A 21,621-nucleotide genomic window follows, 5' to 3' on the forward strand; every position below is an offset into this window, starting at 1 on the left:
GCAGGCCCAGTAGCGGGGGTGCTTTTCTTGTATGGTCAGGCCGACGTGGCCTGCAGATCGAACTGCTTAGTGATGTAGGCCTGCACGTCCGAGCGCCGGACGTAGCGGTGCTTGCCGATCCAGATCGACGGGATCTCCGCGTTCCGCAGCAGCTTCTGCCACCTCTTGATCCCGAAGCCGGTCTCCGTGCGAACCTTTTCGCTGAGGCCCATGTCGTCGGGCAGTGCGCTCGTCACCGCTCGAACCGGTTCGCTGACGATCACGTCCGCTGGCGTTGTGGCCATCGCTGCCTCCCTAGTCGGTGGATATGGATTAATCCGATTAATCCGTGCTTCCAAGGTAGCACGGACCCAGCCGAGCGAGCGTCGACACGTTGGCAACGTCGGGCAGACAGGAAGTCAGTGCAAGACCGTACGATTTAGCGATGCCTGCCAAGAAAGTCGAGATCGGCGAGAGCGGCCGCACGGTTGCGCTCAACGTAGCCTTCCACCGAGCCTCCCAGGGGATGACGGCCGCGGAACTGGCCGCGAAGGTCAATGCCAACGGCAGGGCCCTCGCCCAGCAGACGATCGGAGAGATAGAGAACCTCCGGCGCCGCTGCGACGTCGACGACCTGATCGCGCTCGCGCAAGGCCTCGGCGTATCACCAGCCACGCTGCTGATGCCTCGCTCCGACGATCCGCACGAGTCGGTCGCCTTCACCGGCGGCGACATCGACGAACCCGGCAGCACCGGCCGGCAGCGCATGCCGGCGCATGTCGTCTGGCAGTGGCTCTGCGCGAGGATGCCGCTGATCCACCCCAGCGAGCACGACAGCGACCCGACGCACTACGAGCAGTACGTCGAATACTTCGACCAGCGGGCCACGCCCGCCTGGTCGAGGATCGACCGGTCCCGGGACGACGAGGCCTGATAGATCCAGCGTCGCGACGCCGGTGCTGGACCGACCCAGCAGCCCTCGGCCCGACGAGGAGAAGGCGACGATCGGGCCGCCCTCGACGCCCCTGCTGGTCCAGTGCCGCTCCCGCTGGTCCAGTCGAAAACGGCGTTGGACCACCCATTGGACCAGCTGTATGCGCAGGTAGAAGCATGTTTTCGACGGGCGTGGTCCAATGGTCCAATCGATGAGGCCCAAACTCCAAAGCGCGCGCATGCGCGCACGAGCGCGCACATGTATTAAAAGTGCGATGTGATTGGACCATTGGACCAGTGAAGAAGAAAATATAGTCTGACCTGGCGTTATGGGTGGTCCAATGGGTGGTCCAATGGGCAAAATGACTGGACCACCCATTGGACCACTGGACCAGGCCCTGCTCCGGGGCCCTGCTGCCGATCGGGTGCTCCCAGCGGATGCTGCCCTTCCCTGACCGTCCCGCGAATCAGTGCGATGGCTGCTCAACCCGCAGCACGAGACGCAGGAGAGAGGTGCACTCCGAGGGATGCTCCCGCGCCGGTCCACCGCCGACATGGCAGCCGAGCCCACCAGCAGCCTCCCGTCCAAGCTCCCCACCGCAGCCTGCACCTCACACCCGTCCTATCGCCGCCGGGCGAGCTGCTGAACTCAGCGGCTCAGGACAAGTAGTAGGACACTGCAGGAAGGCGGGTGCTTCCCACGGGAACCGGGGCGGTCGCCGCCGGGCCGGAGGACGGCGCGCGACCGACCGGGCCTGCTGCCCACCGCGGCATCCTCACCGTCCGCTGCCGGACCGCCACCGCCGACGATGGCTTCCTGCGCCCTCCGGCTCGGTCGGGTACGGGCCCACGGGTACAGATTGTGCCGCTGCCTCATTTCGTACCCGGCGCCGGTACCCGGCCGCGCCGGGGCAGCCGGGCCCACCGGCCGCCGGACCCCAGCCAACCCGGCGCGGCCGGGTCCCGCTGCCCGCGCCGCAGAACGAACGAGCCCCCGGCAGCAGTGCTGCCGGGGGCCTGTGCACCGAGGCGGATCAGCTGGCGACGCCATCGGTGTGGCCGTTCTCCAGCAGGGCCCGCAGCGACGGGCTCGGAACGCGCACCGGCACCCCGCGCTCCCGCTTGAACAGCGTTGTCAGCCGGCCCGCGGCGATCAGGCGCCACACCTGGCGCTCGCTGATCCGCAGCCGGGCGGCCACCTCGGGGACGGTGAAGGCCTGCAGGTCGTCGGCGAGGCCGACGGGACTGGCAGTCGTGGACATGACGGAACTCCCAAAGGATCTTGGTGTTCCGCACGGATCTATTGCATCAGTTCTGCGGCGGGCCTCGCACGATGCGGCGGCCCTGTCGTTATCCCCCCGCTCGCACCAGGTCCGCTGATGCTCCACAGGCTGTCCGCCTGAACGCGCTCGACCGCCCTCGCAGGCGACCGGTGGGGTCCGTATGCGCCCCATTATCCACATCTGCCATGCCGTGTCAATGGTCTGCCAACAAAGGCGCATTCAATGGCCCACGCAGGGCCCACGGGCACTCGTTGCGACGGACCCATGAAAGCAGAAAACCCGCTGTGACCAGCGGGTTTTCCTTGCTCCCCCAACTGGACTCGAACCAGTAACCGTTCGATTAACAGTCGAATGCTCTGCCAATTGAGCTATGGGGGAATGCTCCTTGAACCGAGATGTGACTCTAGCGCATCCCTCACCCGGAGGACAAAACGCCTGTTCGGCGGACATCGGTCCACGGGGAGCGTTCCGCGGAACGTCGGTGCGGTACTGTGCTCCCGCGGGCCACACGGCCTCGCTCGGGGCGGTAGCTCAGTCGGTTAGAGCCGCGGACTCATAATCCGCTGGTCGTGGGTTCGAGCCCCACCCGCCCCACCTTGAGCTGCCGAGTCGCGGACGAATCCACAGCGGTCACCGCTGGGGAGGCTCACGTGCATGATGCAATCCGAGTGACCGAGGCGTGTCGCACGTGGACGACCAGGGACGATCCGGATGCCGATTCACCTGTTTGGACGAATGCCCAGAAAAAGTGCGCCGCCCAGGGCGGGACTGGTCGTCGGGGGTGACCAGCCCCGCCCTGGGCGGCGCTGTTAAAAACACAGTACCTGACGACGCCTGGTTGTCGACAGGGGGGTCAGGGTGTGTCGTCCGTGGCCGATTCCGCGGCATCGTCGTCCCAGATCCCGGTCTGTTCGAGATGGTGGAGTAGGCGTGCTGCGCCGTCCACGAACTGCCTGCGGGTCTGCGCGACGACCTCGTCCCGATCGCCCGCGCGGTAGGCCTTGATGAGGCGGGTGTGTGAATCCAGAGCGACCTCGGCCCAGCCGGGGTCGGCCGAGTAGAGGCGGTCCGGCGTGTATCGGGTCGCGTTGAGGAGAAACCAGGAGAGTTTGCTGCTCGACGTGATCAGATTGTGTGCCCGGTGGAACTCGAACTCGGCATCACTCACCGCGGAAGGATCGCCGGAATCCACTGCGGCGCGCAGTCTTTCGTTGTATTCGTCGAGATCGTCCAACTGTTCGGGGGTGATCACGTCGGCGGTCCGGAGCGCGAGTTTCACCGCGATCTCGCCCTGCAACCAGAACAGATCGTCGACGTCGGTCCGGCTCATCGCGCCGACCACGTACCCGCGATGGGGAGCGAGATTCACCATGCCCTCACCACGCAGGGTCAGCAGTGCCTCGCGGACCGGGGTCACGCTCACGCCCAGGCGTTCGGCCGTGTCGTCCATGCGGATGTACTCGCCGGGTTTGATCGCGGCCGTCATGATCTGATGGCGCAGGTGAGCGGCGACTTCCTCCGACAACTGCGGCCGCCGCCGAATCCTTCCGCTTGAACTCATTCGTGTCACGGTAGACGGTCGGTCGTTACATTGGTCGCATGCCGAAGTCCTCGCGTCCCTCGACGACACCGCTCGACGGGGACGACTTCCTCGCCGAGAACCGCCGGAATCGCGAACTGGCGAAGGAGGAAGCCGCCCGCAAGGCCGAGAAATCCGCGCCGGATCCATCCGTACCGACTGCTGTCGAGTCGACGCCGGACGGACCGGCACCGAAAGTCGCCGGCCGGGGCGCGAGCCGGCGCCGATCGTGGCTGGTCCCGGCGCTCGTGGCCGTGATCGTCGTCCTGGCCGGAACAATGGGATGGCTGGCCTACGAGTACGTCGACAATCGCAACGCGCCCGCGGTCGCCACCGACGCACAGCGCACCGAGGCGATGGATACCGCCCGCAAGTACGCCGCACAACTCGCGACGTACGATCCGGCGAATTACGCCGACCTCGACCGGCGGATCCGGGAGATCTCGACGCCCGACTTCGCGAAGAGCTACATCGCCGCGTCCGGTGACGCGCGCCGCGGCAACACCGCCGCCAAGGGCACCTCGAAGGCGGTGTCGAACGATGCCGGGATCACGTCGTTCACCGACTCCAAGGCCGTCGTGCTGGTGACACTCGATCAGACGGTGACCTCGCCGGAGGTCGCCGCCGATGTCCCCGAAGGGATTCCGTACAGCTCCCGTGTCCGGGTGACCCTGGAACGGCAGGACGGCCGCTGGTTACTCGCCGGCCTCGACACCGTCTGACGGGCCGAGCAGCAGCCGTATACCGATCGCCGAGATGGCGGCGGCCGACGGCGGACGGGATTGACGGGCCAGGTCGATGGTCACGTTGAGTACGGCCTGAACGAGGAAACGTGCCTGTGCCGCAGGCAGTTCCGGGCGGGCTCGGCTCACCCAGGCGGCCCATTCCTCGACGGTCAGACGTTGCTGATTGCGCAGCCGTGTCCGCTGCGCGGGTGCGACCGAACCGATCTCGGTCACGTAGACCGACAGCATGTCCGACGTCGTCACGGAGAGATTCACATATCCGGTGACCAACGCGACGATCGCCTCGCGAGGGGTCGATGCCGACGCCAGCGCATCCGCGATGGCCGCGGAGACGCGGTCCGACGCGCGCCAGAACGCCGCGTGCAGGATCTCCGCTTTGCTGTCGAAATGGCGATACACCCCGGACGCGGGAAGCTCGGCGGCCGTGGCGATGTCGTCGATGGTCACCTCGTGAAAACTCTTGGCAGCGAACAAACGGATCGACTCCGTAAGCAGCACTTCACGTTTCGATGTCGGTGTCAGTCCGGCGGTCGGGGTGGGGCCGGTGTGGTCGGACTCGGGTAGCCGAAGGCCGGTCAGTGACATCGCGGCGTCGGTGATCAGGTCGAGGGCCTGGCGCGCCGGCAGGGGAGTGCGGTGGGTCGCCGGGCTGGCCACCGTGCTCGTCATCGCCGCGGTGAGAACGTCACTCGTCCCACGATCCACCTCCGGCCGGAGTGCGCGCACGCCGGCCCGGATACGCCGATGCTGCGCTACGAGGACATCGTGGACGTAGGTCAGGTCGTCGCCGGTGAGGTAGGCGGCCTCCCAGTGATAGAGGCCGCCGGTGCGCCGGTTCTCGATCGCCGCGCCGGTCAGTGCGGCGAGTAGTGCGCGGACCTCGGCGGCAGGCTCGTCGGGGCAGGCGGGTACGGCCGCGACTGCCTCGGACAGTGCGTCGGCCAGCATGCGGGCCGTCTCGGCGAAGAGTGCGTACTTGTTGGGAAAGTGCCGATAGAGGGCCGGCGTCGAGATGCCCACGATCTCGGCGATGTCATCGAGGTGGACGGCGTGGTAGCCGTTCTCGCTGAAGGAGCGGGCTGCGGAACGCAGGATCAGCGCGCGCCGGTCGGCAGGGCGTCGGCGGATCGTCTGAGTCGGCATGTCTGCCAGCCTAACCGGACCTGTGATTCACCGGTACGGATCGCCCAAGAACCCGAATGTGTGCAGAACATGACCCCTTTGTGGGCTAATAAGTTAATCAAGATTCTAGTGACGTGGGTCGCAATGTGTGTAAGGTGAGGGAGGCCGGACAGATGCGGCCGCAGGGTCGGATGATTGGGGCACACCCACGTGAGTGATGACGGAGCCGGCGTCGGGATTCGCACCGGCGTCGATGAGCGGGGTGTGGCCCGGATCGAGATCGATCGTCCGGATCGCATGAACGCACTCAATTCGGCGGCATCCGCCGTGATGATCGAGACGCTCGGCGCATGGGCGGACGACGACGGCATCCGCGCCGTGGTCATCGACGGTGCGGGCGGCAGCTTCAGCGCGGGGGCCGACATCATCGACATGGCGTCCGGTCCGCGCACATCGGGCACGGGGATCGACAAGACGGCGGCCCGCGCGATCATCGCGAACGGTTCAGAACTCGCCCGCGCGGTCCGTGCCGTTCGTGCGCCGGTCGTCGCGTCGGTGGACGGTGCGGCTGTCGGCATCGGCGCGTCCGTGGCCTTCGCCAGTGACCTGATCTACGCCACCGAGCGCTCCTACTTCCTGCTCGCCTTCGTCAACATCGGCCTCATGCCCGACGGTGGCGCATCGATGTCCGTGGCCGCGGCCGTCGGCCGTGCCCGAGCCAACGAACTGGCACTTCTCGGCGAAAAGCTCCCGGCCGCAGAGGCATTCGATGCCGGGCTGATCAATCGCGTGGTCGCCGACCGTGCCGGGCTGGACGCGACCGTGGATCGAGTCGTGTCGAAATTGGCATCGGTACCCGCGAACGCGCTGCGGATGACGAAATCCGCACTCGACGCGCACACGATGTCCGGCTTCGAGGCCGCCATCGAACGTGAACTCGACGGACAGACCACTCTGCTGCAATCCCCTGAATTCCAGGCCTCGCTGGCCGCGTTTTCCGCTCACAACAAGGAGACACCGACATGACCGCGACGATCGACGCAGGCAACGATCTCACCACCGAACCGCTGCGTTCGCGCCGCAACCACTGGAACAATCAGATCCGCCGGCACGCGTTCATGAATCCGGACGGCCCGGCGCTGAAGTTCCTGGGTACCGTAACCACCTGGAGTGAACTCGATCGTCGCAGTCGTGCCTTCGCGGCCGCGCTGACCCGGCGGGGAGTGCAGTTCGGTGACCGCATCCTGCTGGTCCTGCTCAACCGTTCCGAATACGTCGAGGCCGTCCTCGGTGCCAACCTGATCGGCGCTATCCCGGTACCGGTGAACATCCGCATGAGCCCGGCCGAAATCGCCTTCCTGGTCAGCGATTCCGGCGCCAAGGTCATCGTCACCGAATCGCTGCTCGCGCCGCTCGCCGACGCGGTCTCTGCCTCCACCGGCGCCATCGACTCGGTGATCGTGGTGGGGGACACCGACAACGACGCGCATCTGAAGTACGAGGACCTGGTCGCCGAGGATGCGTCGGATCTCCCGGAGGTCGACATCCCCGAGGAGACCGTCGCGCTCATCATGTACACCTCGGGAACCACCGGAAAACCCAAGGGCGCCATGCTGACCCACCAGAACCTGCAGGCGCAGGCGGTGACCTGTCTGCAGGCGCTGCAGACCCGTTCCGACGATGTCGGTTCGTGCGTTGCGCCGATGTTCCACATCGCCGGACTCGGTGCCATGGCGCCGCTGTTCTACATGGGCGCACTCTCGGTCATCCACCCGCTCGGTGCTTTCGACCCGAACGACATGCTCGACACCATCGAGGCCGAGGGCACGACGTCGATCTTCCTGGTGCCCGCACAGTGGCAGGCCGTGTGTGCCGCACAGCAGGCCAAGCCGCGCGATCTGAAACTGCGCGTCATCAGCTGGGGTGCCGCACCGGCATCCGACACCGTGCTGAACGCGATGAACGAGACCTTCCCGGACGCGTTGAACGTCGCCGTCTTCGGTCAGACGGAGATGTCGCCGATCACCTGCGTCCTCGAAGGCCGGGACGCACTGCGCAAGATCGGTTCCATCGGCAAGGTCGTCCCCGCGGTGACCGCCCGCGTCGTCGATCCGGAGATGAACGACGTCGAGCCCGGGCAGGTCGGCGAGATCGTCTACCGCGGCCCCAACATGATGCTGGGCTACTGGCAGAACCCGCAGGGCACCGCGGATGCGTTCGCGGGCGGCTGGTTCCATTCGGGTGACCTGGTCCGGCAGGACGAGGAGGGCTTCCTCTACGTCGTCGACCGTGCCAAGGACATGATCATCTCCGGTGGCGAGAACATCTACTGCGCCGAGGTGGAGAACGCGCTCTTCGGGCATCCGAAAATCAGTGAGGCCGCAATCATCGGCCGGGCGGACGACAAGTGGGGAGAGGTTCCGGTGGCGGTCGTGGTGACCGCGGAGGGCGTCGACGACCTGACTCTCGAAGAGCTCGAGCCGTACCTGAACGAGAATCTCGCTCGGTTCAAGCACCCGAAAGAGCTGGTCATCGTCGACGAGCTGCCCCGCAACGCCGGCGGCAAGGTGGTCAAGCCGAATCTGCGCGCGACTTATGGCAGCAAGGATGCCGGACTCGCGAACTGACGCCGACCCCGAGACTAGAACACGTTCCATTTTCGTCCGAAAGTGGCTAGGGTCGAGGCAAGCGATTTCGCGTTCGGTAGAAACTCTGGAGGTAACTGGTGAAGACCAAGGGTGCGCTTCTTCGGGAGCTCAATCAGCCGTGGAAGATCGAAGAGATCGAGATCGGCGATCCCAAGGCGCACGAGATCAAGATCCGTATGGAAGCCGCGGGCATGTGCCACTCGGATCATCATCTGATGACCGGCGGCATCCCGATGGGCGGCTTCCCGATCCTCGGAGGTCACGAGGGCGCCGGTGTGGTCGAGGAGCTGGGCGAGGGCGTCACCGACTTCGAGGTCGGCGACCACGTCGTGCTGTCCTTCATCCCGTCGTGTGGCAAGTGCAAGTGGTGTCGATCCAATCTGGCCAACCTGTGCGATTTCGGTGCGATGCTGCTGCAAGGTGAAGCTGTTTCCGACAACACCTTTCGCATCCACACCGCCGACGGCGAGAACGTCTACCCGATGACGCTGCTGGGCACCTTCTCGCCATACATGGTCGTGCACGAGGCGTCGGTGGTGAAGATCGACAAGGAGATTCCCTTCGAGGTCGCCGCGCTGTGTGGTTGCGGTATCCCCACGGGTTACGGATCGTCGACCCGTAGCGGTGACGTGCGACCCGGCGAGGACGTCGCCATCGTCGGTGTCGGCGGTGTGGGTACCGCCGCGCTGCAGGGTGCAGTGATCGCAGGTGCCCGCAACGTGTTCGTCATCGACCCGGTGGAGTGGAAGCGGGAGCAGGCGCTGAAGTTCGGTGCCACGCAGGCGTTCGCGTCCGTCGAGGAGGCGATGAACGATATCGGCAACGCGACCGACTGGGGGATGTGTCAGAAAGTCGTCGTCACCGTCGGCGAGGTGCACGGCACCGACGTCGACACCTGGATGAGCATTACCGCCAAGGGCGGCACCTGCGTGCTCACCGGTATGGGCAACATGATGGAGAACCAGGTGACGCTGAACCTGGCGATGCTCACCCTGCTGCAGAAGAACCTGCAGGGCAGCATCTTCGGTGGAGCGAATCCGAAGCTGGACATTCCGATGCTGCTGTCGATGTACAAGGCGGGCAAGCTCAACATCGCCGACATGATCACCCGGCAGTACCGGCTCGATCAGATCAACGAGGGCTACCAGGACATGCTGGAGGGCCGCAACATCCGCGGCGTCATCCGCTACACCGACGAGGATCGCTGATCCTGCCCAACAGGTAGCGTTGCTTGATGTGTCCACACTTGCAACGCTGGCGGATTGGCCGGTCGACCACGTTTCGGCCGCCACTGTGACCACGAGTGGGGTCGCCGAGGAATTCGGCGACCCCACTCGCGTGTTCGAGCTGGCCTCGGTCACCAAACTGCTTGTGGCCGAAGCTGTTCTGATCGCCGTCGAGGAGGGGGCGATCGGCCTCGACGATGCCGCGGGACCGCCGGGTGCGACGGTCGCGCATCTACTCGCCCACGCGTCGGGGCTGGCCTTTGACAGTCGCGAGGTCGTCGCGGCACCGGGCGAACAGCGGATCTATTCCAGTGCCGGATTCGAGATCCTCGCGGAAGCCGTCGAGGCGGCAACCGGTTTCGTGTTCGCCGACTACCTGCACGAGGCGGTGTGCGAACCGCTCGGGCTGACCGACACCGCGCTCGTCGGCCCGGCCGGCCACGGTGCCCGGTCCACTGCCGCCGATCTGTCGCGATTCGCCGGTGAACTGCTGGAGCCACGACTGCTCTCGGCCGAACTCGCGGCGCGCGCGACGTCGGTCGCGTTTCCCGGTCTGGACGGATTCGTTCCCGGTTACGGCCGCCACCGGCCCAACGACTGGGGACTGGGGTTCGAGATCAGGGCGGAGAAGACCCCGCACTGGACCGGCGCGACCAACTCGCCGCGCACCTTCGGGCACTTCGGTCAGGCGGGCACCTACCTCTGGGTGGACCCCGACCTGTCGGCCGCGTGCGTCGTGCTCACCGACAAACCGTTCGGTTCCTGGGCGAAGCCTCTGTGGAGCGAGTTCAACGACACGGTCGTCGCCGGACTGGGGGAGGCCGAGGCCCCGAAAAATTGATCCTGTGAATCCACTGCAGAAACTGGCGCAACACGGGCCACATGAGGCACAATTAATCACACGAATGTGATATCCGGTTCGAGAGGTGTGTTGGGGAAGACGTTCCTCGTCGAAACCGGAGGTGAACAAGGTGCGCAATCTGAGCCAGTTTGCGGACATGGCGACCGGAGTGGTCTACATCCACTCGGCGCCGGTGGCGCTGTGCCCACATGTCGAGTGGGCGCTGTCGTCGACCCTGAATGCACGGGCCAACCTGAAATGGTCCGCGCAGGACGCCGACCCGGGCATGCAACGAGCAACCGTTGACTGGGCGGGCCCTGTCGGCACGGCCGCACGCCTGGTGACGGCGCTGCGCGAGTGGTCGGCGCTGCGCTTCGAGGTGACCGAGAACGCCAGCGAAGGCGTCGACGGAGAGCGCTACAGCTACGTGCCCGGCCTCGGCCTGTGGCGCGGCTCGATGAGCGCCAATGGCGACGTGGTGATCGGTGAGATGCAGTTGCGCTCACTGCTCGAATCGCAGCCCGACAGCATCGGCCTCGCCGGTGAGATCGAGGCTGCGCTGGGTACCGCATGGGATGACGCGCTCGAGTCGTATCGCATGGGGGGCGCCGGGGCCGAGGTGACCTGGCTGCAGCAACGCGTCGGCTGACCGGCGACCACGTAGACCAACTCCACGAAGATCACCACCACGAAGGCCAATTCCGAGATCCGGCCCCGGCAGAACACTGCCGGGGCCGAGTCGTGTCCGGAGGAGCGTTGTCGCCGTTAGGCGATGGCGACCGGCTCGCCGTCGGGAACCGTGGGTTCCGGTGTGTCGGGTGCGCGTCGCTGTGCCCGGACGACGCCCAGGCCGTAGCATGCGAGACCGAAGGCCAGCCAGAAGACGAGCACGATCAGCGGTCGGGTGATGCCGTGTCCGTCGAAGAAGACGACGTCACGCAGGAGGGAGCCGGTGGCCCCCGGCGGCAACAGTTGACCGATCGTGCCCCACGGTTGGGGCAGCATCTCCGGTGCACTCGCCAAGCCGGACAACGGGTTTCCGAGGAAGATCAGCAGGATGGCCGCGATGCCGAGACCCGGACCGCCCAGCAGTTCGCGGAGGCCGAGCACCATGAAACAGGTGGCCGCGATGCCGAGCATGCCGGCCAGCGCGGTCAGCCAATAGTTGCCGTCGAAGGTGCCGATCAGGAACTGCAGGGTGGCGACCAGCGCGAGACCGCCGACGACGGAGATGCCCAGTGCGACGGCGAGACGCACCCGATTGTTGTGGATCAGGAGCATGATCACCATCGCGCCGATCCAGCCGCCCAGCGCCAGCGGCAATGCGCCTGCGGCCAGCCCGGCACCCTTGGGGTCGTCGGGCGGAAAGCCCTTCACGTCGACCGGTGGGGTCTGTATGCCGAGCTTCTGGCCGACCGTGCCGATCAGGGATGCCACGGTCGGGCTGGCGGCGGTCGAGACGAGCACTCGTTCGGGCTGCTGGTCGCCGAAGATGATGGCGCCGTACACCTCTCGATGCAGGATCGCGTCGCGCGCGGCATCTTCGGAGGGGTAGTCGCGGACGTCGAATCCGTGCGCCTTGGCCTCCAGTGGGGTGATCTGGGTCTGCGAGCCGACCACGCCGAGGGGCACGTCGTGCGGGGCGGATCGGGCGGCGGGGAGCGCGAACGCGATGACCATCAGGGATAGCAGCACGGCGATGCCGATGACCACGCCGATCCCCAATCGTGCGGACGGCTCGGTCCGAGCCGGAGTCGGAAAAGCCATGTGGGCCTTCTTTAAGAGTCGATGCGTTTCTTAGTGAGGGACTGTAGACTCGTTCGATAAGGAACGCAACGTTCTTTAGAGAGTCGAAGGGGAAGACATGGCCGTCCGACGACGCCGGGGCGCCGAGCTCGAAGCAGCCATACTGGCGGCGGTCCGGGACGAGGTGGCGCGCACCGGGTACACGAACCTGACGTACGAGGGGGTCGCGGCGGCGGCGGAGACCGGCAAGGCGGTGCTCTACCGGCGGTGGCCGACGAAGGCGGAGATGGTGCTGGCGGCCTTCGCCGCCGACGGGCAGATCGCCGAGATGGGCAATGTCGACACCGGTTCGTTGGCCGGCGATCTGACAGAGGCCATGACTCGCGGTCGCGAATTACTCGACGCCCGTCGCGATGTGCTGCTGGGCCTGCACGCCGATGTCGACAGCAAGAGTGTCGATCTTTTCGGGACGTTGTTCGCCGGACGTATCGCCACGATCTTCGGGGGGATCGTCGAACGCGCGCGCCGGCGCGGCGAACTCGGCGATCTGCCTGTGCCGCAACGGGTTCTCGAAGTCCCGATCGTCATGCTCCGCCACGAGGTGCTGCTGCGCGGCCGGGTCACCGACAACGATCTCGACGAGATCATCCGGATGTGCATCATCCCGCTGTTCGAGGCGGTCTCTCGGGGGTAGGCGGGGTCTCGATACGCGGCGGGCTCGCTGCGCTCGCTCGGCGCTACTCGACCATCGGTTGGGTTCGCGCGGGAGGAGACGGCAAGTGAAAAGCCCCCGGTGTGATCACCGAGGGCTTTCCAGCGCAAAGCTGCGATCAGGCAATCACAGCGGGATGTTCTTGTGCCGTCCGCGTCGTGCCGGTGCCGATGCCAGGGCCTCGGCGATACGGCTGCGGGTGGTCGCCGGGTCGATGACGTCGTCGACGACACCGATCGACTGGGCGCGGCCCACACCGCCGGCGATGGCCTCGTGCTCGACGGCCAGACGCTCGTGCAGATCCTCACGCTCATGCTCGGGAGCGGCGGCGAGAGTTTTCTTGTGCAGGATGCCGACGGCCGCCTTGGCGCCCATCACGGCGACCTCGGAGCCCGGCCACGCGAAGACCGCGGTCGCGCCGAGCGCGCGCGAGTTCATCGCGATGTAGGCGCCGCCGTAGATCTTCCGGGTCACCAGGGTGACGCGGGGGACCGTGCACTCGGCGAAGGCGTGCAGCAACTTGGCGCCGCGGCGCACCACGCCGTCCCATTCCTGGCCGACGCCGGGCAGGTAGCCGGGCACGTCGGTGAGGACGATCAGCGGGATGCCGAACGCGTCGCACAGGCGCACGAAGCGCGATGCCTTCTCCGCGCTCAGCGAGTTCAGGCAGCCGCCCATGCGGAGCGGGTTGTTGGCGATGACACCGACGCTGCGGCCGGACAGGCGACCGAAACCGATGACGATGTTCGGCGCCCACTTCGCCTGCAGCTCTTCGAAACTCGAGATCTCGGTTTCGCCGTCGGCGGCGAGCTGGGTGTCGAGCAACTGCTCGACGACCGGGTGCACGTCGTAGGCGCGGCGGTTGGACTCCGGCAGCAGCGCCTTGAGGTCGGTGTCGCCGGCCTCGGCCTGCTCGCGATTGAAATGTCCCTGCTGGTTGAACGTCGACACCAGGCGACGTGCACGCCAGTAGGCGTCGGCCTCGGAATCGGCCGTGATGTGGCTGACGCCGGACTTCTTGCCGTGGGTGTGCGGACCGCCCAGCGATTCCATGTCGACGGCCTCGCCGGTGACACTCTTGACGACATCCGGACCGGTCACGAACACGCGACCCTCCGGAGCCATGATGACCACGTCGGTCAGAGCCGGTCCGTAGGCTGCGCCACCTGCGGCGAAGCCCACGACGACCGAGATCTGCGGGACGTAGCCGGAGGCACGGACCATCGCCTCGAAGACCTGACCCACCGCGTGCAGTGCCTCGACACCCTCGGCCAGACGGGCACCGCCCGAATGCCAGATACCGACGACCGGAGCCTGCTCGGTGATCGCGGTGTCGATCGCATTGACGATGTGGGCACACCCGACAACCCCCATGGCACCGCCCATCACGGTGCCATCGGTGCAGTAGGAGACCGTGCGAACGCCGTTGACCAGGCCGATGGCCGCCTGCACGCCCGACTTGTCGCGGGTGTGCAGGAGGGACATCGTGCCCTCGTCGAAGAAGTTGGTCAGACGGAGCAACGGATCGCGGGGATCCGCAGCTTCCTCACGGCCTGTGATGGGAGCCAATGTGGTCATCGCTGTCTCCTGGGGGTGTCGGGTGTTGGTGTCAGTAGCGGCCGATGGCGAGCGCGACGTTGTGCCCACCGAATCCGAACGAGTTGTTCAATGCGTAATCGATTTGGCCGTAACGGGCCTCACCGTGAACGACATCGAGGTCGCACTCCGGATCCTGATTTTCCAGGTTGAGGGTCGGCGGGATGACGCCTTCCTCAACGGACTTGATGGTGAGCACGGACTCCAGCGCACCGACCGCTCCGATGGAGTGGCCGAGTGCCGACTTCGGTGCGTACACCGCCGCATGCTGACCGATGGCCGCATTGATGCCCGCGGCCTCCGCCGTGTCGCCGATCGGTGTCGACGTCGCATGCGCGTTGATGTGGGTGATGTCGGCCTTGCTCAGACCGGCCGTCTGGATCGCCCGGGTCATCGCCCGCGCGTTGCCCTGACCACTGGGGTCCGGGGCGACCAGATGGAACCCGTCGGAGGTGATCCCCGCACCGAGCACCCGCGCGTGGATATGTGCTCCACGTGCCTTGGCGTGATCCTCGCGTTCGAGGACCAGCATGGCGGCGGCCTCGCCGAAGACGAAGCCGTCACGATCCTTGTCGAACGGACGCGATGCGCCCGCCGGGTCGTCGTTGCGCGTGCTCATCGCCCGCATCATCGAGAACGCGGCGATCGGGATCGCATCGATGTGCCCTTCGACGCCACCGGTGACGACCATGTCGGCGTCGCCCATGACGATGTGACGCCACGCGTGCGCGATGGCCTCGGCACCCGACGAGCAGGCGGAGACGGGGGTGATGACACCGGCGCGCGCGCCGACGTTCAGTCCCACCACCGCCGACGGACCGTTGGGCATGGCCATCGAGACCGCGAGCGGCGACACCTTGCGGTAGTTGCCGGACTCCTCGATCGCCTTGACGGCGTCGACCATCGCGTCGCCGCCGCCCTGGCCGGTACCGATGACGACCGCGAGACGATCCGGGTCGACGTCGGGCTCACCGGCCTGCGCCCAGAGGCGCTTGCTCATCACGTGTGCGATGCGCTCGACATACGCCATACGGCGTGCCTCGATGCGCGTCACCTCGTCGGCCGGGTCCTTGACGAGCCGTCCGCCGACGCGGCAGGGGAGTTCGCCGAACTTCGTGATGAAGTCGTCGGTCAGGGTGCGAATGCCCGTCTGCCCCGCCAGGAGACCCTTCCAGGTAGAATCCAGATCTTCGCCCAGCGAGGTGGTGGCCACCATGGAGGTGACCACCACGCTGGGGAAGTTCCCGCCCAGGGTGGAGTAGTCGCGGAGGGAAGACGGAGTCACGAGTTCTTGTCTGCCTCGACCTGAGCTGCGATGGCAGCGGCGGCCTCGGGGTTCTCGGCCTCGAGCTTCTGGATGTAGGAGACCGCGTCACCGACGGTGCGCAGGCCGGCCAGATCCTCGTCCGGGATCTTCACGCCGTACTTGTCCTCGGTCTGCACAGCGATCTCGACCATGGACAGCGAGTCGATGTCGAGGTCGTCGACGAACGACTTTTCCATCGTCACCTCGGACGGCTCGATACCGGTGACCTCTTCGATGATCTCGGCGATGCCGGCGATGAGTTGTTCCTGGGTGGCAGCCACTGTGTGGTTCCCTTCTTCGTTCGTTCGCTTCTTCAGATGATCCGGAACACCCGACGAACTGTTCGTTCTGACAGGTGGTGGACAACCGGACGAGAGATCCGGTCTCCGGGGGTCACGGCCTCGGGCCGTGGCCGCTATCCAAGTTCGGTGATCTTGTCGAGATCGTCGGGCGTCTTGAGTGCCAGCGTCGGCGTGCCCTTCAACTCGCGCTTCGCGATGCCGACGAGCGTGCCGGCGGGTGGTAGTTCGACAACCGCGGTGGTCCCGTGTTCGCGCAGGTACGCCGAGCAGAGATCCCAGCGGACCGGTCGTGTCACCTGTCCCACTAGTTTCTTCAGTGCGTCGGCGCCATTCGTTACAGGTTGGCCGTCGGAGTTCGACAACAGAGTGCGAGTCGGGTCGGACGGCGTGATCTGTGCCGCCGCGGTGGCCACCGCATCCTGCGCGGGAGCCATGAACCGGGTGTGGAACGCTCCCGCCACGGCGAGCTTGCGGGTGCGGGCCTTCTCCGGCGGGTTCGCGATGAGTTCGTCGATCGCCTCGACCTTGCCTGCGGCGACGATCTGGCCTGCGGCGTTCCGGTTGGCCGGGACGAGGTCGAGTTCCTCGAGTCGTGCCAGGACCTCGGTCTCGTCGCCGCCGAGGACGGCAGCCATGGTGGTGGCCTCGAGCGCACAGGCCTTGGCCATCTCGGCACCGCGGATGGCGGCCAGGGTGACCGCCTCGTCGGCGGAGATCACGCCGGTGATCGCGGCGGCCGCGAGTTCACCGACAGAGTGGCCTGCGACGACGGCGTCCTCTGCCAGTTCGCCGCGGGTGGCCAGCTCGTTATAGGCGAGCAGAGCGGACGCGACGACCAGCGGCTGAGTCACCGCGGTGTCGGTGATCTCCTCGGCGGTCGCCGTGGTTCCGAGACGTTCCAGATCCAGTCCGGTCAGCTTCGACCACGTGGCCAGAAGGTCTCGCGCACCGGCGAGTTCCAGCCATGGGACGAGCATGCCGGGGGTCTGAGAGCCCTGACCGGGCGCAAGCATCGAGAGCACGTGACCAGAGAACACTGTTCGGGCCGGGGATGTGGGTGTTGGGGCGCATGAACCTTCACGTGACCTTTTGTGAGGTTCCTACAAATGTGACCAAAGGGTGGTTTTCTTTGTCATCGTGTTGAGACTCGTTACCAAACCGTGGCCTACGGACGCTCATCTGCGAAAACGAGTTTTTTCAAACGTTACGCATGAGGTTGGTGTTACTCATGAGTGCGATTCGTCGCGAATGTGTGTCAATCGACCCACAGTGGCTGCGATCCGCAATACGTAGGCATCCCGAGGGTTAGTTGGATCACGTCCCGTTGTCTCGGTAATTTTCTTGAGCCGGTAACGCACTGTATTTGGATGGATATACAGTACGCGGGCGCAACTTTCGACGGACCCGCCCGCGTCGAGGTACGCCTCCAGAGTGGCGTTCAGGGTCTCGCCGCTCTTCGCGAGCGGGCGCACCAGAGTCTCGGTCAGCGTGGTCATCGCGGTGGCGTCGCCATTCAGGGCCCGCTCGGGCAGAAGCTCCATGCTGTGCACCGGGCGTGGCGCTCCCGGCCAGCCCGCAACGGCGGTGATGCCGGCCATGGCCTCGGTGGCGCTCGCGTGGGCGGCCGCCAGGTTGGGCATCGTCGGTCCGATCACCACGGGTCCGTCGGCGAAATGCGTCAGCAACTCGGTGACGAACCGTTCGGTGGGCCGTACCGGCCCGCTCACGATGGCCACGAGGTGACTGCCCTGGACAACCGACAGCGCGGCGCGGTCGTATTGCTTGGCGGTGTTGTGGACGGCCAACGGCACCGACACGTTCTGTTCGGGCGGCGGTACACCGACGATGACCGTCGCCGGGGCGTCGGAATCCCAGTTGAGGGCGGCGGCCCGGGAGAGCAGCTGGGGGCCGGAGTCACCACGGACGACCGCGTCGACGACGAGCGCCTCGAGGCGTGAATCCCACGCACCGCGGGATTCCGCGGCCGACGCATAGATGGATGCCGCCGCGAAACCGATCTCGCGGCCGTAGCGGAGCACCGACTCCGTGAGCGCGCGAAGCTGTGCGTCGTTCCGTGCAAGAAGAGGCAGCCACTTCTCGAAGAACTCCATCGCGACACGCACCATCTCGACGGTCTGCAGCAGCGTGATGCGCCGGGCCAGATCCTGCGGCACCACCTGGAAGGCCTGCACCGTGAACTTCACGTTGCCCTCGGGATCCTGAATCCACTCGACGAAGTTCACGACGGCGGTCTGGACCACGAGCTGAACGCTGGCCCGCTGGGCGGCGTCGAGATCGCCGAAATACGGCAGCTGATCCTGCATCGAGTGCACGGCCTCGGTGGCGAGGCGGCCACTGTATTGCTTCACCCGGCGCAGCAGTGTGTCGGGGAGAGCGTCGTGCACGGTCGCGGGCGCGGGTACATGCGCACCGCGCTCGCCGAACACATCACCCAGGGGTTCGGGGGATACGCGCGGCTCGCTCATTGCTCCAATGTATTACCTCGGCGATCCGGCGCCCGTCGTCTTGCGTCCGAATGACACGTCCGTGGGACACGGGAGACACCGACAGAAGTTGCACCTTGACGCGGTGAGCGCGTCAAAGTGCAACGTCTGCCATGGCTTCAGGCGACGCCGGGATCGCTGGTCTGCTCGGGCGCGGCCGACACGTCGGTGACGCCGTACTTCTCCGCCGCGTGCGCGGCATCGGTCACCGGGATCTTCCCGTCGCGGGCCAGGGCGACCAGTGCCGCGACGGCGATCGACGCGGCATCGACGTTGAACACCCGACGCGCGGCCGGGCGGGTGTCGGAGAAGCCGAACCCGTCGGTGCCGAGCGTGAGATAGGTGCCCGGGACATAGGCGCGGATCTGTTCCTGCACACCGCGCTGATAGTCGCTGGCCGCGACGAACGGTCCCTCGGTCTCCGACAGGACGGACGTGACGTACGGCGTGCCGTGATTGGCGCCCGGCTCGCGCACGGCGGCGCGGTCGACGCGCACACCGTCACGGGCCAGTTCGTTCCAGGAGGTCACCGAGTAGACGTTCGCGCCGACACCCCAGTCCTTCTCGAGGAGATCGGCCGCGGCCAGTGCGTCGGGCATGGTCACGCCGGACGCCAGCAGGTTGGCGGTGTGCTTCGTGCCCTCGGGCGCCGCGCGGAACTTATAGATGCCCTTGAGCAGGCCCTCGACATCGAGATCCTCCGGCTGGGCCGGCTGGTGAATCGGCTCGTTGTACACCGTCAGGTAGAAGAAGACGTCCTCGGGATTCTCGCCGTACATCCGGTCGAGGCCGCTGGCGATGATGTGGCCGAGTTCGTACGCGAACGCCGGGTCGTAGGAGACGGCGGCGGGATTGGTCGCCGCGAGCAGGTGCGAGTGACCGTCGGCGTGCTGCAATCCCTCACCGGTCAGCGTAGTGCGTCCGGCCGTGGCGCCGATGACGAATCCGCGTGCCATCTGATCGCCCGCGGCCCAGAAGCTGTCGCCGGTGCGCTGGAAACCGAACATCGAATAGAAGATGTACAGCGGGATCATCGGTTCGTCGTGCGTCGCATACGACGTGCCGACCGCGGTGAAGCTCGCCGTCGACCCGGCCTCGTTGATGCCCTCGTGCAGGATCTGCCCCGCATCGCTCTCCTTGTAGGCGAGCATCAGTTCGGCGTCGACCGAGGTGTAGAGCTGGCCGTACGGGTTATAGATCTTGAGCGTCGGGAACCACGAGTCCATGCCGAAGGTGCGGGCCTCGTCCGGGATGATCGGGACGATCCGGTGTCCGATCTCCTTGTCGCGCAACAGATCCTTGAAGATGCGGACCAGGGCCATGGTCGTCGCGACCTGCTGCTTGCCCGATCCCTTCGCGGTGGTCTTCAGTGCGGGCGTCACATCCGGGCGCAGGACCTTCTTCGACGTACGGCGGGTCGGCAGGAAGCCGCCGAGCTGACGCCGACGGTCCAGCATGTACTTGATCTCCGGGGAATCCGGTCCCGGGTGGTAGTAGGGCGGCAGGTACGGATTCTCCTCGAGCTGCGCGTCGGACACCGGGATGCGGTTGGTGTCGCGGAACGCCTTGAGGTCGTCGAGCGTCAGTTTCTTCATCTGGTGCGTCGCGTTTCGACCCTCGAAGTGCGAACCCAGGGTGTAGCCCTTGATGGTCTTCGCGAGGATCACCGTGGGCTGGCCCTTGTGGGTCATCGCCGCCTGGTAGGCCGCGTACATCTTCCGGTAGTCGTGGCCACCACGCTTGAGGTTCCAGATGTCCGCGTCCGTCAGATCCTTGACGAGTTCCTTCGCGCGCGGGTCGCGGCCGAAGAAGTGTTCGCGGATGAAAGCGCCGTCGTTGGCCCGGTAGGTCTGGTAGTCGCCGTCCGGGGTGCTGTTCATCAGATTCACCAGGGCGCCGTCACGGTCGGCGTGCAGGAGGGAGTCCCACTCGCGGCCCCAGATGACCTTGATGACGTTCCAGCCCGCGCCGCGGAAGAACGACTCCAGTTCCTGGATGATCTTGCCGTTGCCGCGGACGGGGCCGTCGAGCCGCTGCAGGTTGCAGTTGATGACGAAGGTGAGATTGTCGAGGCCTTCGGTCGCGGCGAAGCTCGCGAAGCCGCGCGACTCGGTCTCGTCCATCTCTCCGTCGCCGAGGAACGCCCACACGTGCTGCTCGGAGGTGTCCTTGATTCCGCGGTTGTGCAGGTATCGGTTGAACCGGGCCTGATAGACCGCATTCATCGGTCCGAGTCCCATCGACACCGTGGGGAACTGCCAGAACTCCGGCATCAGCCGCGGGTGCGGATAGGACGGCAGACCGCCGCCCAGTCCGGCGTGGCTGTGTTCCTGACGGAAGCCGTCCATGCGATGCGCATCGATCCGGCCCTCGAGGAAGGCACGGGCATAGATGCCGGGAGAGGCGTGCCCCTGTACGAAGATCTGGTCGCCGCCGCCCGGGTGGTCGGGGCCGCGGAAGAAGTGATTGAAGCCGACCTCGTACAGTGTCGCCGACGACGCATACGTCGAGATGTGCCCGCCTACGCCGACGCCGGGCCGCTGTGCGCGGTGCACCATGATTGCGGCGTTCCACCGCAGCATGCGCCGGAAGTGCCGCTCGACGGATTCGTCGCCGGGGAACCACGGCTCGTTCTCGGTGGGAATCGTGTTGACGTAGTCGGTGGACGTCAGCGACGGCAGCGACACATGTTTCTCGCCCGCCCGCTCCAACAGGCGCAGCATCAGGTAGCGCGCACGTGCCGGGCCGGCTTCCGCGACCAGGCTGTCGAAGGACTCCAGCCATTCGGCGGTTTCGGCGGGGTCGATGTCCGGCAGATGGGAACCGACGCCCTCACGGATGACACGCACCCGGGGTGTCGGCTCGGTGCCGGATGATGGCGAGCCGTTCTCAGACGCAGTCCGGTCGGTGGCGGTCTGTGTGGTCGCTGCCTTGTCGGTCACGGTGTTGCATACTCCCTCGGTCGGCCGAAACACGGTGGTGTTCGGCGTGCGATGACACGAGTCGCACCCAGGATGTTGGGACGACGACTTCTATCCAATATCGTGCCCCATGTCACCCCCGTTGGCACACGCGGTGGTGAGGGGTTGTGATCACCG

General features: G+C 66.2%; 19 protein-coding genes and 2 tRNA genes. 9 read left to right on the top strand and 12 right to left on the bottom strand.

All coding sequences use genetic code 11. The features are described 5' to 3' along the window. Positions 1-35: 35 nt before the first annotated feature. Complete coding sequence (locus AC4JJG_RS07045) at positions 36-284, bottom strand: helix-turn-helix domain-containing protein (RefSeq protein WP_188584824.1); 249 nt, start codon at positions 282-284, stop codon at positions 36-38. A 140-nt stretch (positions 285-424) separates the two neighbouring features. Here AC4JJG_RS07045 and AC4JJG_RS07050 point away from each other — a divergent pair, with 140 nt between their 5' ends. Further along, positions 425-913, top strand: coding sequence for a helix-turn-helix domain-containing protein (locus tag AC4JJG_RS07050; protein ID WP_188584825.1), 489 nt, complete (start codon positions 425-427; stop codon positions 911-913). Positions 914-1,946: 1,033 nt separating this feature from the next. Here AC4JJG_RS07050 and AC4JJG_RS07055 read toward each other — a convergent pair. After that, the gene (locus AC4JJG_RS07055) at positions 1,947-2,174 is read right to left on the bottom strand and encodes a helix-turn-helix domain-containing protein (protein WP_188584826.1); all 228 of its coding nucleotides are present in this window, start codon (positions 2,172-2,174) and stop codon (positions 1,947-1,949) included. A 326-nt stretch (positions 2,175-2,500) separates the two neighbouring features. Then, a tRNA-Asn gene (locus tag AC4JJG_RS07060) sits at positions 2,501-2,573 on the bottom strand. 142 nt (positions 2,574-2,715) lie between these two features. Here AC4JJG_RS07060 and AC4JJG_RS07065 point away from each other — a divergent pair. Beyond that, positions 2,716-2,789 (top strand) — tRNA-Ile (locus AC4JJG_RS07065). Between the two features lie 259 nt (positions 2,790-3,048). Here the strand turns inward: AC4JJG_RS07065 and AC4JJG_RS07070 are convergent. Next, a complete protein-coding gene (locus tag AC4JJG_RS07070; RefSeq protein ID WP_495400206.1) occupies positions 3,049-3,756 on the bottom strand; it encodes a GntR family transcriptional regulator in 708 nt (235 codons plus the stop codon). A gap of 38 nt (positions 3,757-3,794) precedes the next feature. On the opposite strand from AC4JJG_RS07070, the gene AC4JJG_RS07075 reads away from it, so the two are divergent. After that, positions 3,795-4,496: an Rv1363c family protein gene (locus AC4JJG_RS07075; RefSeq protein WP_495400207.1), complete on the top strand. Its 702-nt coding sequence runs from the start codon at positions 3,795-3,797 to the stop codon at positions 4,494-4,496. On the opposite strand, the gene AC4JJG_RS07080 is transcribed toward AC4JJG_RS07075, so the two are convergent. After that, the gene (locus AC4JJG_RS07080; RefSeq protein ID WP_495400208.1) at positions 4,470-5,663 is read right to left on the bottom strand and encodes a TetR/AcrR family transcriptional regulator; all 1,194 of its coding nucleotides are present in this window, start codon (positions 5,661-5,663) and stop codon (positions 4,470-4,472) included. The genes AC4JJG_RS07075 and AC4JJG_RS07080 overlap by 27 nt on opposite strands. Positions 5,664-5,852: 189 nt before the next feature. Between AC4JJG_RS07080 and AC4JJG_RS07085 the strand changes: the two genes are divergently transcribed. The 5 genes from AC4JJG_RS07085 (at position 5,853) to AC4JJG_RS07105 (ending at position 11,006) form a co-directional block, all read left to right on the top strand. Further along, positions 5,853-6,668, top strand: coding sequence for an enoyl-CoA hydratase-related protein (locus AC4JJG_RS07085; protein ID WP_495400209.1), 816 nt, complete (start codon positions 5,853-5,855; stop codon positions 6,666-6,668). Then, entirely contained in the window at positions 6,665-8,269 is a 1,605-nt protein-coding gene (fadD5, locus tag AC4JJG_RS07090; RefSeq protein WP_495400210.1) for a fatty-acid--CoA ligase FadD5, read from the top strand. Before AC4JJG_RS07085 ends, fadD5 begins: the two co-directional genes overlap by 4 nt. Before the next feature lie 98 nt (positions 8,270-8,367). Then, a complete protein-coding gene (locus tag AC4JJG_RS07095; RefSeq protein WP_495400211.1) occupies positions 8,368-9,498 on the top strand; it encodes an NDMA-dependent alcohol dehydrogenase in 1,131 nt (376 codons plus the stop codon). Between the two features lie 28 nt (positions 9,499-9,526). Then, on the top strand, positions 9,527-10,357 hold the full coding sequence (locus tag AC4JJG_RS07100; RefSeq protein ID WP_495400212.1) for a serine hydrolase domain-containing protein: 831 nt from the start codon (positions 9,527-9,529) through the stop codon (positions 10,355-10,357). 130 nt (positions 10,358-10,487) lie between these two features. Next, entirely contained in the window at positions 10,488-11,006 is a 519-nt protein-coding gene (locus AC4JJG_RS07105) for a DUF3145 domain-containing protein (protein ID WP_495400504.1), read from the top strand. A 116-nt stretch (positions 11,007-11,122) separates the two neighbouring features. Here the strand turns inward: AC4JJG_RS07105 and AC4JJG_RS07110 are convergent, their stop codons facing one another. After that, the gene (locus AC4JJG_RS07110; RefSeq protein ID WP_495400213.1) at positions 11,123-12,124 is read right to left on the bottom strand and encodes a hypothetical protein; all 1,002 of its coding nucleotides are present in this window, start codon (positions 12,122-12,124) and stop codon (positions 11,123-11,125) included. Between the two features lie 97 nt (positions 12,125-12,221). Between AC4JJG_RS07110 and AC4JJG_RS07115 the strand changes: the two genes are divergently transcribed. Continuing rightward, positions 12,222-12,797 (top strand): TetR/AcrR family transcriptional regulator, encoded by a 576-nt coding sequence (locus AC4JJG_RS07115; protein ID WP_495400214.1) that lies wholly within the window; start codon positions 12,222-12,224, stop codon positions 12,795-12,797. Between the two features lie 144 nt (positions 12,798-12,941). On the opposite strand, the gene AC4JJG_RS07120 is transcribed toward AC4JJG_RS07115, so the two are convergent. The 6 genes from AC4JJG_RS07120 to aceE form a co-directional block, all read right to left on the bottom strand. After that, positions 12,942-14,393, bottom strand: a complete 1,452-nt coding sequence (locus AC4JJG_RS07120; protein WP_495400215.1) for an acyl-CoA carboxylase subunit beta — start codon at positions 14,391-14,393, stop codon at positions 12,942-12,944. A 31-nt stretch (positions 14,394-14,424) separates the two neighbouring features. Beyond that, entirely contained in the window at positions 14,425-15,696 is a 1,272-nt protein-coding gene (locus AC4JJG_RS07125; RefSeq protein ID WP_495400216.1) for a KasA/KasB family beta-ketoacyl-ACP synthase, read from the bottom strand. Continuing rightward, a complete protein-coding gene (acpM, locus tag AC4JJG_RS07130) occupies positions 15,693-15,998 on the bottom strand; it encodes a meromycolate extension acyl carrier protein AcpM (RefSeq protein WP_495400217.1) in 306 nt (101 codons plus the stop codon). Before acpM ends, AC4JJG_RS07125 begins: the two co-directional genes overlap by 4 nt. A gap of 134 nt (positions 15,999-16,132) precedes the next feature. After that, positions 16,133-17,041, bottom strand: coding sequence for an ACP S-malonyltransferase (locus tag AC4JJG_RS07135; RefSeq protein ID WP_495400218.1), 909 nt, complete (start codon positions 17,039-17,041; stop codon positions 16,133-16,135). 204 nt (positions 17,042-17,245) lie between these two features. Further along, positions 17,246-18,505 (bottom strand): PucR family transcriptional regulator, encoded by a 1,260-nt coding sequence (locus AC4JJG_RS07140; RefSeq protein ID WP_495400219.1) that lies wholly within the window; start codon positions 18,503-18,505, stop codon positions 17,246-17,248. 137 nt (positions 18,506-18,642) lie between these two features. After that, positions 18,643-21,372 (bottom strand): pyruvate dehydrogenase (acetyl-transferring), homodimeric type, encoded by a 2,730-nt coding sequence (gene aceE, locus AC4JJG_RS07145; RefSeq protein WP_495400505.1) that lies wholly within the window; start codon positions 21,370-21,372, stop codon positions 18,643-18,645. Positions 21,373-21,621 lie beyond the last annotated feature (249 nt).

Source organism: Gordonia sp. B8661-1, assembly GCF_059427765.1.